Source organism: Kitasatospora sp. MAP5-34 (assembly GCF_029894335.1).
Taxonomy (GTDB): domain Bacteria; phylum Actinomycetota; class Actinomycetes; order Streptomycetales; family Streptomycetaceae; genus Kitasatospora.
This window is the reverse complement of record NZ_JARXZC010000057.1, coordinates 16,184-30,020: the sequence shown is the minus strand read 5'-3', so window position 1 is coordinate 30,020 and position 13,837 is coordinate 16,184. Positions and strand designations below refer to the sequence as shown.

At 70.2% G+C, this 13,837-nt stretch carries 9 protein-coding genes and 1 pseudogene; 4 read left to right on the top strand and 6 right to left on the bottom strand.

Features of this window, described 5'->3' with window-relative positions; translation table 11 throughout:
• Positions 1–122 precede the first annotated feature (122 nt).
• On the top strand, positions 123–299 hold the full coding sequence (locus P3T29_RS30470; protein WP_280719918.1) for a hypothetical protein: 177 nt from the start codon (positions 123–125) through the stop codon (positions 297–299).
• Between the two features lie 132 nt (positions 300–431).
• On the opposite strand, the gene P3T29_RS30465 is transcribed toward P3T29_RS30470, so the two are convergent.
• A complete protein-coding gene (locus P3T29_RS30465; RefSeq protein ID WP_280719917.1) occupies positions 432–1,886 on the bottom strand; it encodes a hypothetical protein in 1,455 nt (484 codons plus the stop codon).
• A 336-nt stretch (positions 1,887–2,222) separates the two neighbouring features.
• Between P3T29_RS30465 and P3T29_RS30460 the strand changes: the two genes are divergently transcribed.
• Complete coding sequence (locus P3T29_RS30460; protein WP_280719916.1) at positions 2,223–3,482, top strand: hypothetical protein; 1,260 nt, start codon at positions 2,223–2,225, stop codon at positions 3,480–3,482.
• A 101-nt stretch (positions 3,483–3,583) separates the two neighbouring features.
• Here P3T29_RS30460 and P3T29_RS30455 read toward each other — a convergent pair whose 3' ends face one another.
• The 4 genes from P3T29_RS30455 to lgt form a co-directional block, all read right to left on the bottom strand.
• Positions 3,584–5,023: a hypothetical protein gene (locus P3T29_RS30455; RefSeq protein ID WP_280719915.1), complete on the bottom strand. Its 1,440-nt coding sequence runs from the start codon at positions 5,021–5,023 to the stop codon at positions 3,584–3,586.
• A gap of 179 nt (positions 5,024–5,202) precedes the next feature.
• Complete coding sequence (locus P3T29_RS30450; RefSeq protein ID WP_280719914.1) at positions 5,203–5,898, bottom strand: HNH endonuclease; 696 nt, start codon at positions 5,896–5,898, stop codon at positions 5,203–5,205.
• A 44-nt stretch (positions 5,899–5,942) separates the two neighbouring features.
• A complete protein-coding gene (locus tag P3T29_RS30445; RefSeq protein ID WP_280719913.1) occupies positions 5,943–7,298 on the bottom strand; it encodes an AAA family ATPase in 1,356 nt (451 codons plus the stop codon).
• Positions 7,299–7,681: 383 nt separating this feature from the next.
• On the bottom strand, positions 7,682–8,530 hold the full coding sequence (gene lgt / locus P3T29_RS30440) for a prolipoprotein diacylglyceryl transferase (protein ID WP_280719912.1): 849 nt from the start codon (positions 8,528–8,530) through the stop codon (positions 7,682–7,684).
• 340 nt (positions 8,531–8,870) lie between these two features.
• Here lgt and P3T29_RS30435 point away from each other — a divergent pair.
• A pseudogene (locus P3T29_RS30435) lies at positions 8,871–9,437 on the top strand (transposase); the annotation flags it as partial.
• A 688-nt stretch (positions 9,438–10,125) separates the two neighbouring features.
• Here the strand turns inward: P3T29_RS30435 and P3T29_RS30430 are convergent.
• On the bottom strand, positions 10,126–12,921 hold the full coding sequence (locus P3T29_RS30430) for a glycoside hydrolase N-terminal domain-containing protein (protein WP_280719911.1): 2,796 nt from the start codon (positions 12,919–12,921) through the stop codon (positions 10,126–10,128).
• Positions 12,922–13,155: 234 nt separating this feature from the next.
• Here P3T29_RS30430 and P3T29_RS30425 point away from each other — a divergent pair, with 234 nt between their 5' ends.
• Positions 13,156–13,830 (top strand): FadR/GntR family transcriptional regulator, encoded by a 675-nt coding sequence (locus P3T29_RS30425; RefSeq protein ID WP_280719910.1) that lies wholly within the window; start codon positions 13,156–13,158, stop codon positions 13,828–13,830.
• Positions 13,831–13,837 lie beyond the last annotated feature (7 nt).

Sequence of the window (13,837 nt, the reverse complement as noted above, 5' to 3'; positions counted from 1 at the left end):
GGCTCACCTCATCGACGCTAGAGACCGCCCCGCGCCCCCACAGGACAAAGCCCAGCGAATCACTCCAACGAGGCACCCTCACAAGATCTGCACCCATCGCCGAAGGCATCCCCATCGCGATCGTGTCCAAGACCCTGCGGCACGCCACCCTGGCGACCACGATCAACCTTTACGGCCACCTCCTCAAGGACTCCGCCGACCAGGCCGTCAACGCCCTCGCCCGAGCGCTCGATCATGCCCAGACGGACCGGCTCCGAGCCGTGCCCCGTGGCAACGACGACCTGCCGCTCGCCGCATAGCCGCCGGGTCGGTTACCCAACCTGCCGTGCCGGGCCGAAAATGCCCCGTCGTCCTTTCTCCCCGGTTGCCGCGGACGGCGGGCGGAGGCACCTTGCGTGCCTCTGCCCGCCGTCCGGCGCGGGCTCGGCCGTTCAGCGGCGGAAGCCGCGGTGGGGGTCGCGGGCCGTGATGTTTCCGAACGGTTCGAACCAGGCTTGCGCGCGCAGGTCGCCCACGCCGAGCTGCCGGTTGGCGTCGCCGTCGGGATCCTCGATGCCGTCGAAACGGGAGTTGTAGAGCATGAGGACGTCGGTGTCCTGGAAGAACATGTCCGTGCAGGCGCCGAAGTCGTAGTCGTCGCGGTGGACCGGCAGTGTGCTGTGCGTGCCGTGCCCGGTGCCGTCGGAGTCGTCCCCAAGCTCATCGGCACTGTCGCCGGCGTCGTCGATGGCGAGGTGCAGGGCGAGTTCCTCGGCGGTGCAGGTCGGCCGCGGCCATTGGCCGCGTTCGAGGTCGTCGGCGAGGTCGTCGGCGGCGCGGGCGAAACGGCGCCGCCACTGGAGGTCGGTGGCGAAGGTCAGCTTGGGCAGCCGCGGGAACACCCCCCAATTGCCCTCGTTCTTGTCCGGTACGAGGCGCCCGTCACCGAGTTCCTCGGCGTCCTCGTACGCCTCGTCGGCCAGCAGCGACAGCGCGGTGTGGAGGAGGTCGGCCGTGCGGGGAGTCAGCTGCCACAAGCAGCTCACTTCCTCACACTCCGAGTCCTCGCAGTGCGGAGGCTCCACAGGGAAGAGCGCCGCGAAATCGGGAAGTTCCTCCCCAAGGCTGTGCTCAGGGGGCTCCCCGGCCTTGGCGGCACGCGGGCCGGGGCCGAAGTCCGCCACGACCGGCTCCGCACTCCACTCGGCGACCTCGTCGCCCTTATTCCGCCGCAGCAGAGAGATATGGCTGCGTTCGGTCAGGGCGTCCGCCCCGTCGACGTCGACGGGTGGGTCCGCGAGCCACATGACCGCGCCGACCACGTCGTGCGGGTCGTCATCGTCGAGCTGATCGGCCGGCATCGGCTCCCACCCCTGCTCGCCCGCCGCGTCCAGCAGGGCCTGCCGGTCGTGGACGTGGAACTCGCGGAGCGTGGCGATCCGTACGACCTGGCCCGGCAGGTCACGCAACCGAGCCTCACCCCGCGCGGGAGCGCCGGATTCCGGAGCCGCGTCGTTGTCGCCGCCCTCGCTGTCGACGCCGTCCTCCTGGTCGGGTTCCTCGTGCGCTGATCCTTCGGGCCAGGCGATGAGCGTTCCAGCCGCGACCGGCCAGGTCCCGGCGAGCACGTGGGCCACGGCCTGCCGGAGCGAGGACGCCGGAGCGTCCGGCAGCTGCCCGCACAGCCCGTCCACGGACTCGGTGTGCAGGACACCGGCTGCCCGGCTCAGGGTCCGGCGCAGCAGTTCGGCCGCGCAGTGGGCGAGTTCGGGGTCGCGGCAGGTGAGGACGGCCTGGAGCGAGTCGGGGCCGCCGTCGTGGGAGAGAAGGGCGAGGACGCGGCTCTTGCTTGGGGTATGTTCGCAGAGGAAGTCGCGGGGTGAGGCGGTGAGTTGGTGCTCGGGCATGCGGGGAACTCCGGTGCGGTGGAAGGCACGCCGCGGGCACGCGGCGTGGAGGAGGGTGGAGTTCCGCTGGTGGGCGCGTTGCTGACGCGCCTCCGGACGGTGAGGAAGTCGACTGACCGCAGCTGGTTCCGCCGATGCTGTCGGCGGTCCGGACCTGGCTCTGTCCGACACCGTACCTGAGTCGCCGAGGAGTTGTCCCCCACGACAACTGTGCCGCCGGCGGCGCAGTAGCCCCGGGCGGCCGCGACTCCAGGGATTCCCTGGCGCGTGGCCGCCTGTGGACGGCGGCGGAGGGACAGCGGCACGGGTGTCATTGGGAACGGCTAGCGTGCCAGCATGCCGTCGACTACCGCCGCCGTCCGCCTTGTCCCGCTCGGCCACACGTTTACCCCGGAGATTCCGCTCGGCCCTGCCGGGAGCGTCCTCCTCACCTGCTACGCCACGGCGTCCGGCAAGGGCAAGCTCCACGGCGACGAAGCCTGCGGCACGCTGCGGTCGGCATCCTCCGTCCGCAGCGCCGAGATCCCACTGAGCGAGGCAGTGGGACGGCTGTGCGGGACCTGCCGCTGGCCGCTTCCCGCCGACAGCCCGCTCCTCCAGGTCGGGGCGGCGGTCATCGACATCGGCACCCTCAAGATCTGGCTCGACCGCGAACCCGACTCTGAGGAGGAGAAGGCGGAGGAAGCCGATGCCGCCCTCGCCCTGGCCACCGGCGAGTACCCCCCGAGCAGTACGGGTGAGCCGTCGGACGAGACGGACGGCGAATCCGAGGAGCAGGAAGGGGACTTCGACGACGAGGCCTGGGAGCGCTACTCCAAGGCACGGGAGACGCGACGCCACCGCCATGAGCAGTGGCGCCGCCTGCACACCTACCTGATCAGGAGCAACAAGGCCCTCCAGGCGTTCCCCGTCCTGCGGCCCTGGGCCGAGCCGTTGCAGGCCAGGTTCGCCGAGGTCATCGAGGAGGAGCGCCGCGCGTTCGCGGCCTTGGTGCAGTCGGTCCCGCTGGTGGAGGCAGCGGCGGTCAGACTGCTCCCGGAGCCGGAGTTCACACCGGGCCCGGAACTCGCGGGTCTCGGAGCCGATGCAGCCAAGGTGGTACAACGTGCCTGGGACGCCTGGAAGCACCGGGCGTCCTGGTCGTGGCACCGCCTGGAGGACAACGACTTCGCAGTGTCCTCCGTGGTGCGCGACGCGTTCGGCCGCCGCCGCAAGGGCCGGCCGGAGACCGAGGACGCGTTCGACGAGCTCGTCGCGGGCTGGATTCGCGAAGCCCGCAGTCAGGCCGCCCTGCACAGCGAAGCCCCGCAGCAGCTGCTCGCTGTCAAGATCCCCACCGTCGAGAAGGAGGACTGCGAGGAACGGGCGCACGATCCGCTCACGACGTGGGAAACGGCCGTCATCGCCACCTACCAGGTCGCGGCCGACTGGCCGGCCGGTACGGTGGCACTGCTCGTCCCGCATCTCATCGGCGAGCACCTCATCTCAGGAGCCACCAGCGCCATGCCGATCACCCGCCTCGCAGTGCCGGACTCCGCACTTCCCGTTCACGCGTTGCTCCAGGCCTGGCAACCGGAGGCCGACGACGAGGAATAGCAGCGGCCCGGGAACGGCAGGTGGCACGGCTGTGCCCGGCAGGCCCGGCCTCTCGTCGGCCGCCCAGTGTCCTCAGTCCGGCAGGCCTCCGCGCCGACCGGCTACCGGAGTCCGGAACACGCAGGGGCGTTGCGCTGTCGGCAGTCCCTTTCCGGTAGCACGCGCAGGGCGAGGACGGATCCGTCCGGGTGGATGGAGACGGGGCCGTCCCAGTCGTCGTCCCAGGTGGCGGTCGGCCACGAGGAACGGCGGGCGTGGACCTCGTCGCGGTAGTGGGTGAGGCGGCGCTCGACGAGGTGTTCGAAGAGGTCCTCCGCCACGCCCGAGAAGGCCTCCACTCGGGTGCGGTTGAGACGCAGGACGTGATCGGTACCGACGAACGGGATGCCGAGGAGTTCGTGGTCCGCGTCCTGGACGCTGCCGATCGCGGCATGCGAGATACCCTCGTACCGCTTGCGGCCCTGCCGGCCGGTGAGGTACGGGACGGTTGCTGCCGCGTCGCCGGCGAAGGCCGTCAGGCCCGCCGCTCCGGTGCGAGCGAGGGCGTGTTGGAACCAGGCGAAGTGGTCCGCCTCGATGTGGAAGCCCGGAACGGAGTCGGGGTTCTCGCCGTCTCGTGCGGGCGGCAGGATCCCGGGGAAGATGTTGTCCTGGTCGAGTTCCAGGTCCAGGTCGCGGGCTTCGCCGGCCGGGTGGGTGAGTTCGCCGCCGTTGCCGGGCGCGTGCAGCACGTGGACGGTCATCGGCCCGTCGACGGGCAGCTCGGTGCTGAAGATCAGGGCCGGGGTGTCCGTCCATCCGCCGATGTGCACGGCGTCGGCGTGGACCGCGGCCGAGGCGAGCTGGGTGTGGGAGGTGGAAACGCCGCTGTGGTTGCCCTTGCAGGCGATCGGGAAGACCCGCGAAGGCTGGCCAGGCTTCCACACCTCCGCGAAGTACTGAGGGCGGTATCGGTAGCCGACGGAGACGCCGCTGTCCCGGCCGGTCACCGCGAAGCCCGCCCGCAAGGCTGCGTCGGCAGGTACGACGGACACGCTGTGGTCCGGATAGCGCCTGGCCAGAACGTGCTTGGCCACGGCCAGCGCGAACCCGACGCCGAGTTCGTCGGACTGCAGTGCCTTGTAGTAGTCCGCTGTGTCACGGCCCTCGGCCGACAGGGCCATGAAGGTTCCGAGGGTCCCCTCCAGCGCCTGGCTGTACTTGAGGCAACCCCAGTGCTCCGCGAGCCCCCGCCCGGCACCACGCCGCGCGAGCGCGGTCGCCCGCCCGAAGGTGTGCAGCACCTCCCAGGGCGTCAGCTGGACGCCAGCGCCGAGTTCCCTGGACGGCACGGGTCGCAGGCCCGGCTTGCGCCGCAGCGCGTCGAGCTCGTTCTGCTCCCGTTCCTCGTCGTCCTTCGCCGCGACGGCTTCGACCTCGCCCAGCAGTTTGTCGCTGGAGTGGACCGCGACGTTCGACGGCTGCGCGAGCTGCTGCAGCACCTCGCGCACGTTCTTCGGCTCGTTGCCCTCCACGACGTTCCCCCAACTCTCCAGTCCCACAGCGCAGATGCCGCACCTTAAGCCGCACGTTCGGGGCGCGTACCAGGGGCGTACGAGAGCACCGCCGGTTCCCCGACGTGGAAGTCGTGCTGCCGCTGACGTGCGTCGGCAGGTGTAGTCGGGGTGTTCCCGCCTCCCTTCGGGCAACGCATGGCCGACCGGGTCTCCGCCACGGTGTCCTACCGGAGGAGCAGGGCCGTCCGGAGCCCGGGTTCGCGCAGGTGGAGGAGGAGTTGGGGGTCGTCGTCGAAGACGATCTCGGCGGCGGGGTCGAGGGCTTGGTGCAGCATGGCCTGGACGACGTCGGCTATCGGCTGTTCGTTGACGACCTCGGCCCAGTGGGCGGCGTCGTCGTGGTCGCCCTTGGCGGTGGCGGTGGCCCACTGGGCGACACAGGCCTTGGTGACGTGGTAGGCGTGCACCCGGCCCTTGGCCAGCAAGCCGCGGTTGAGGTCGAACAGGTCGATGGTGGCCCGGCCCCTGGGGGTCAGCGGGTGGTACTGGCCAACCGCCAGGACCAGCCGCAGGTGCGGTGTCGGGTCCTCGGCCGTGGGGTCGATGAGCAGTGGCTTCCCGCAGGGGTCGAGCGGGAAGACGGCCTTCTTGAGGTGGCTGTTGCACAGTGAGCAGGCGAGGACGTGGTTGGTCCAGTCGAAAGCGCGCATCGGATCCCGGTCGATGGGATCGAAGTGGTCGATGTCGGTACCCTGGTTGTCTCCGCAGTACATGCACCGCTCGCGCCCGGCCGCCATTTCCCCGAGGAGGCTGCGAAGCGTCGGGTGCACGTGCCGCCGCACCGTGGTGTGCTTCCAGAGCTCTCGCGCCCGCGCCGCGGGCTTCTCGGCGAGCACGATCTCGCAGGTGCACTCGGCCATGCGGGAGCGCGGTGGCTCCGGCAGGGGGAGCCGCCGGATTCGGATCACGCGACGTGCCCGGTCAGGGAGTGCAGGCGGGCGGCGACCTCGTCGACCCGGGCGGACGGCGAGCTGGTCAGGGTTCGCTTCAGCTGCCGGTAGCGTTCCCGCTCCTCCTCGCCAGCTTCGCCGGCCACGATCTTCATCTCCAGTGCGACCAGGAGTGCCCGGGCCTCGTCCGCGCGCTGCGAGTACGGGGTGTCGAGGCCGAAGAGCTCGGACAGCACCGCGTCGTCGCCGCTGCCGAACACCACCCGGTCGTACAGGTCCGTCCCGACGACCTCGGGGGCCTCGTCGACGTCCGGTCCGGGCAGCCGGATCAGTCCGGCGGGGTCGGCCGCCTGGCAGATGTAGGGACTGTGGGTGGTGACGAGGAACTGCACCTGCGGGAAGTGCTGCTTGAGCCAGCCGCCGATGCGCTTCTGCCAGGACACGTGCAGGTGCGCGTCGATCTCGTCGATGATCACGACACCGGGAACCGTCACGACGGGGCGCCCGCTGTCACGCTCGACGTGGATGGCGCCGTACGTGTCGTGGAGCTGCTTGAGGATGTCGACCACCAGCGCCGCCACCGTCCGGTAGCCGTCGCTCATCTCCCGCAGGGCAAAGGACCTGCCGTCGTGCGCGACCCACAGGCCCTCGGAGTCGACGTCCCCGATGGTGTAGTCGTCGGGCAGGAGGTCGTCGCCGAGGATCTCCAGAGCGGTGCGCTTCAGCTCGGCCGCGCCCAGGCGGTTCTCCAGAGACCGAAGGTGCTGCTCGATCAGCCAGCTGACACCCTCCGCGAGTGAGGCATCCTCGTGGAAGAGGCTGGTCAACCGGGCCACGGCCCCCGCCCCGGCCATGCGCCGCTGGACCTCCCCCGAACCTCCGACGAGTCGGCGGAACGGCCCGTAGCCCGCGCAGAACCAGCCCACGGGGTTGTCCGCCCACGGCCCGCGCTGGGCAGCAGTGGGTGCCTTCTTGTACGCCACCGGGGTCAGGGCCGGCTGGGCATGCCGACCGGCGGCGGTGGCGTCCGGCGCGGTCCACTGCAAGCCTGCCCAGAACACGCCGGCCGGAGGCCGGCCCATGCTGAACCGGTCCTCCGACGGGTCCGGGTGCAGGCACACCTCCGCGACGGCCTGCTCGCGCTCGTCGCTGATCCACGAGTCGAAGCCGGTCACCAGCCCGCGTGCCGCGCTCGGGCCGCTGACCGCCAGAGCCACGGCGCGCAGCAGGGTGGACTTTCCGGAGCCGTTGCGGCCGGCCAGCACCGTCCATCCGGCATAGGAGCCGTCGGGCCGGGTCAGGTCGAGGTTCACCTCACGGGTGCCGCGGAAGCCGCGCACGTTCCGCACCCGCACGTTCTTGAGGTACATACCTCGTCCTCCAGCCCGTTTCCTCCGTCACACGTCCCGGTCCTGGGCCGCTGCATCGACTCTATCCGTGCCCGGCACCCGAGGAGGACTTCGTCCTGTCCCGGTGGTCCGCCGCGGCCCGTTGCGGCCAGGCCGGCTCCGCAAGCGCACCGCCTGGATCAACCTTCCCGATGATGGGACTATCGGCACCCACACAGTCGCACCAGCACCGGCGGGCCCCACCGAAATATCGCCCACCGAAACCCCACCAAACCCGGCTACCCAACCACCAACTACTGAGAGGACGTAGTCAAATTCGCTGGTGCCCGCCCTTATCTGCCTTCGCAGGCTCCGCAAGTCCTACAGAGTTGTCGCTGCGTAATCACCGGGGAAATGTGAGCGGCCTACCTGACGTCGGCCTTGTCGGCATTGGTGGAGGCGGTCCCTGCCGATTGCGCGGGTGGCTGCTGGGGGCGGCATCGCTGCAGCAGGACGAACCACGCCAGGCCGGCGAGCATCAGCAGGGACGCAACGAAGAAGTTGAGCCGTAGCCCGAGGAAGTACTGCGAGTAGTCGACGCGGAGCGATTCCTCGAAGATGCGGAAGGCTGAGTATCCAGCGACGTAGAGCACGAACAGGCTGCCCGGCCGGACCTTGCTGCGGCCGAGCCATACCAGGGCCGCTGCAAGCAGGAGGTCCCAGATTAGTTCGTACAGGAAGGTGGGATGGAACGTGGGGTCCTGTAGGTAGCTGGTCGGGCGGTAGGCAGGAGAGATTTCCAGCCCCCAGGGCAGGTTGGTCGGCCCGCCGAACAGCTCCTGGTTGAAGTAGTTACCGATCCGACCGATCGCTTGCGCGACCAGTAGGCAGGGCGCCAGCGCGTCCATCATGCGGGGGACGTCGGCGCCTTCCCTGCGCAGTCGCCAGATACAGACCGCGGCGGCCAAGGCGACGCCGCCCCAGATGCCAAGTCCACCGTCCCACACCGCCAGCGGCCCCCACCAGTGCGGTGGGATGCCCTGCGGCGTCGTCAGGTCGAAGTAGATGCGGCCACCGAGGATGCCGAACGGCACGCCCCACAGTGCCATCTCGTCGACCAGGGCCGGGTCGCCGCCTGACGCCTGCCAGCGACGTCGGCCGATCATGACGGCGAGGCCGATGCCAACGATATACATCAGCGCGTAGAAGTGGACGTGCAGCGGTCCCAGGAAGAAACCATTCACCGACGGGGAGGGGATGGCAGCAAGCAGCATGCTGTGAGGGTACGCGGAGCGATGAACCGGACCAGGACCAGGGATCGCGCTCGGGGCGGTGCCGCGCGCTGATGGTTACGGACTCACCGCGACGGTTTGGGTGGTGTCCCGGCAGTCGTCCCCGGCGAGGGGGTGGGTGGCCGGGTGGCGGGCCGGGGAAGGTGGGGTCGTTCGTCTGGCGCGACAGGGGTGTGGGGTGGGTGTGTCCGCGCGATGGGTCGGGTACGCATCGTCGGCATGTCGTGACCGACGTGCCGGAGCGGGCCGCATTCCGTGGTCTTTGCGAACAAGGGAGCGTGTTGATGGCAGGTTCCGTGTCGGGTGGGTGGCCGTGGTGCCGGGCAGCGCCAAGGCCTTCCTCGCGCACGTGCGCGCCCTTCGACAGCGCGGCATCCAGACCACCTTCTCCGTCGGACACGCCGTCACCGCCGAGTTCCGCAAGGCCATCCGGGCCCTGCCCGAGCATGTCTGGCACCCCGCCCTGGAACAGGACGGCTCCCTCCGGGCCGGGGCAGAAGTCGCGGAACTGACCGGCCTGGTCGACCTCGCCGGCCACCCGGACGGCATCCGCGCCATCGTTCGGCGCGAGCGGCCCCATCCCGGCGCCCAACTCTCGCTCTTCGGCCAGGACGAAGGGATGCGCCACCAGGTCTTCCTCACCGACACGCCCGTAGTCGGCGGCGGTTCGCTGCAGCAACTGGAGGTCCGCCATCGCGCCCACGCCAGGGTCGAGGACCACATCCGCTGCGGCAAGAGCACCAGCTTCGGCCGCTTCCCCTCCCGCCACTTCGCGATCAACAAGGCCTGGCTGGAGCTGTCCCTGACCGCCATCGACCTGCTCGTCTGCGCCCGAACCCTGCTGCTGGACGGCGAGTTGGCCACCGCCGAGCCGAAGAAGCTCCGCTACGTGCGAGCCAGTCGGCCGGAACGCGGGAGTCCGCGTCGGTGTGGGCCAGCCACACACCGTCAGGTGTGGTTACCGGCGCATCCACGCGAACTCGCGACCCTCGGCATCAAGGTCGCCGCCTCCACCGTGCGGAGCCTCCTCAAGGAACACGGCATCGACCCCGCACCCGAACGCGCCCACACCGCCTGGGCAACCTTCCTCCGCTCCCAAGCCCACGCCATCCTCGCCACCGACTTCTTCGTGGCCAGAACACCGACCGGGGCAACCGTGACCTTCCTCGCGGTGATCGACCCACCCACCCCACCGCGGCCTGGATGACCCAGCTCCCCCGGAACATGGTCATGGACCTTCAGTGCACCGACGCCAGGGTGAAGTTCCTGCTCCGCGACCGCGACATCCGCCACCCGGCCGCCTTCGACGCCGTCCTGCACGCCGAGAGCATCGAGGTCGTCCAGACCGGCATCCCAATGCCGCGCATGAACGCGATCGCGGAGCTGGGGTACCTCCCGGTCGAAGGGCTGGGGGCGGGTGCGATCCTGCCGAACCAGGCTCCTCGACCGTACCCTCACCTGGAACCAGGCCCAACTACTCCACGCGCTATACGAGTACGAGCAGTTCTACAACACTCACAGGCCCCACCGCAGCCTCGCCGGGAGTCGGTAGGCCGGCGGCCATGACGAGTCCTGCGTCAGACGGCCTGCAGGAGCCACTGCTGGCTCGCGCTGCCGGTGGCGGTCTGCTGCTGGATCGCCGCCAGGTCGGCCGGGGAGCCGCCGGCCACCCCGAGCACCAGGCCGCTGCGCACGCAGGTGATGGTGACGTGGCCGCCGCCCGCGTCGGTCAGCGTCCACTGCTGGTTGGTGGCGGTGCCCGGGGTCCATTGGATGATCGGGGTGCCGGGCGCGGTCGAGCCGTCGTTCACGTCCATGGCCAGGGCCGAGTGCACGTTCACGAACTGCCAGCCGGTGCCGCTCGGAAGCACGTTCCAGTGCTGGTTGTCGCTGCCGTGCGGGGCGTACTGGATCAGTGCGGTGCCCGTGCTGGTGGCCGAGCCGGGCACGTCGATCGCCTTGCCGCTGGCCCGGTTGACCAGCTGGCAGCGGCTCGGCACTGCGGGCGCGGGGGTGAAGGTGTAGGAGCCGCCGGCCGGGATGGTGACGGCGGTGCTGCTGGTGCCGACCTGCACGGTGGTCGTGGTGCCCGGTGCGCCGTGCAGGGTGACGGTGGTGACCTGGCCGTTGGTCCAGGCGAAGTCGACCGTGAGCCCGCCGCGCGCGCCGACGCCGGTGACCGAACCGGCGGCGGACCAGGCCGAGGGCACGGCCGGAAGCAGCTCCAGTCGGCCGGGGCGCGAGTACAGCAGCATTTCGAGCATCGCGCTGGGGGTGCCGAAGTTGGCGTCGATCTGGAAGACGGTGCTGGAGCCGAGGCTGTACATGTCCAGCATGTTGGCGGCGGCGCCGTTGCTGTTGTTCACCGAGGGCGTCATCACCGTGGTGACCAGTTGGTAGGCCTTGTCGGCGTTGTGCAGCCGGGCCCAGCACAGGGCGCGCCAGGCGCAGGCCCAGCCGAAGCTCTGCATCCCGCGCGCGGTGAGCAGGTTGGTGGCGCCGGTGATCAGCGCGGCCGGGCTGGTGTCGGGGGAGATCCGGTCGCCGGGGAAGAGGCCGATCAGTGGCGAGAGGTGGCGGTGGGTGGTGTCGCCGAGGTTGGCGTCGGTCATCCACTCCTCCAGCCAGCCGGTGGTGGCGCTGACCTGTGGCAGGTAGAGGCGGCTCTGCAGGTCGGTCACGGTGGCGGCGAAGGCGCTGTCCAGACCGAGGGTGGCGGCGGCGGTGCGGTAGTTCTGGAAGAGCTGCCAGACCAGTTCCTGGGCGAAGGTGATGCCGATCGCGTCGGTGGGGCCCTGCTCGGGGGACCAGTCGTGGTCGTCCACCAGGACCTGGGCACCGTTGACGGTGGTGGTGATCAGGCGGGCCTGCCAGAACTCGCAGGCTCCCTTGAGCAGCGGGTAGATCCGGGACAGGTAGGCCTGGTCCTGGGTGTACTCGTAGTGCTCGTAGAGCGAGTTGGAGAGCCAGGCGCTGCCGGCCGGCTGCCACCACCAGCCGGAGCCGCCCCAGGGGTTGGTGGAGATGCCCACCGTCCAGCCGGCGATCTTCCCCGAGGTGTTGCGGAAGCCGTTGCGGGAGTCGTTGAAGAGCGCCTGGGTGGTTGCCTGCCAGGACGGGTACTGGCTGACGCAGTAGTCGGCGAAGGCGGTGAAGCACTCGGAGAGGCCGGCCCGGTCGGGCAGCCAGTAGTTCATCTGGACGTTGATGTCGGTATGGTAGTCGCTCATCCAGGAAGGGGAGTTGGTGTCGATCCACAGGCCCTGGAGGTTGAGCGGGAGGCCGGTCCGGGAGCCGGTGATCATCAGGTAGCGGCCGAACTGGAGGTAGCAGGCGTCGAGTTCGGGGTCGGGCGCGGCGCCGGTGGCGGCCCGGGCGGCCAGCCGGGCGGGGGTGTCCATGGCGCGCTGGGCGGCGGTGGAGGTGCCCAGGTTGACGGTCATCGACTGCTGCAGGCGCTGGTAGTCGGCGACGTGGGTGGCGAGCAGGGAGGCGCCGCGGACGCCGGCCGCGCTGGTGGCGGTGGCCGTCGCGGTGGCCAGCGGGTCGGCGGCGGTGTCGATGAAGTTGGGCGCGGTCGGCGAGTAGGTGGTGCCGCCGCTGATCAGCAGGACAACCTCCTGGCAGTTGCGGAAGCTGACGGTGCTCCCGCTGGTGCTGACGGTCCCGGTGGTGGCCGCTGCCTTGAGGGTGGCGGCGTACTTCAGGCCGTTGGCCAGGACGGCGCTGAACGAGCCGGCGGTGACGCTCTCGCCGCGGGTGCCGTTGAGGGTGAGGCTGCCGATGTAGGAGCCGCCGCCGCTCTGGCTGAGCCGGATCACCACCAGGTCGTCCGGGTGGCTGACGAAGACCTCGCGCCGGTAGGTCACCCCGCCGAGCCGGTAGGTGGTGACGGCCAGCCCGTTGCTCAGGTCGAGACGGCGCTGGTAGTCGGTGATAGCCGAGGTGGTGTGCGCCGGCAGGCTGAGGTAGACCTGGGCGAGCTGGCCGAAGGTGCCGAAGTCGTCGGCGTCGTAGGGGAACTGGCCGTCGGAGCCGAGGCTGGCGTTGAGGCCGCCGGTCCACAAGGTGGCGTCGGAGAGGTAGAACGCGTCGTACGAGGGGTCGCCGGTGGTCATGGCGCCGATCCGCCCGTTGCCGATCGGCAGGCCCTGCTGCATGATCGCCGACTCGGCGGCGGGGGCGCCGTACCGGAGCACGGTGGCCTGCGCGTCGGGCACCAGGGCGGCGGTGGCCGGGCGTGGGACGGCCGCCCGGGCCTCGAAGACGGGCAGCGACGAGACGGTGAGCATGGCACCCAGGGTGAGCGCGCCACGGAGCACGGAACGGCGGGAGAGTGCCTCGGGCCTGGCCTGGTGGGAGTTGTGGTTCACCGAGAGTCCTAGTCGTCGTAGGGGATCCGGTGCAAGAGGGGGCGCGCGGGAAGGCGGCACTGCACTGGCTTGACGCGAGTATCCATACATCGGATGTGTCAGACAAGAGCCCCAGCAAAATCCCAGGGAAACTGGCGGCTGTCCACCCCGAAGACGGATAACATGGGACCTCTTCCGAGGTGGTCTACTCTGCGGGCAGCGAAAGGGATCAGATGACGTTGGGGAGTGGGGCCAGTGCCGGTCACTGACGAGGCGATCGAGAAGATCAAGGCGATGATCGTCAGCGGCGAGCTGTTCCCCGGGGCCCGCCTGCCGAAGGAGGCCGACCTCGCCGAGCGGCTGGGCCTGTCCCGCAACTCGCTGCGCGAGGCGGTCAAGGCGCTCTCGCTGATCCGGGTGCTCGACGTGCGCCAGGGCGACGGCACCTACGTCACCAGCCTGGAACCCCACCTGCTGCTGAACGCGCTCGGCTTCGTGGTCGACTTCCACCAGGACGACACGGTGCTGGAGTTCCTGGAGGTGCGCCGCATCCTGGAACCGGCCGCCGCCGCGATGGCCGCCACGGCGATGTCCGAGGAGGCCATCGCCGAGCTGGGCCAGGTCCTGGACCGCCTGCCCGCCGATCCCTCGCTCGAGGAGCTGATCGCCAGCGACCTGGAGTTCCACCGTCGGATCGCGGCCGGCGCCGGGAACACCGTGCTCTGCTCGCTGATCGAGGGCATCTCCGGTCCCACGGCCCGGGCCCGCGTCTGGCGCGGCATCACCGAGGAGGGCGCAGTGACCCGTACCACCGAGGAGCACCGCGCGATCTACACCGCGATCGCCGCTCGCCAGCCCGAGGTCGCCCGCTCCTGGGCGACGGTGCACGTGGCGGGAGTGGAGCAGTGGCTGCGGAACGCCCTGGAGTGAGCGGCAG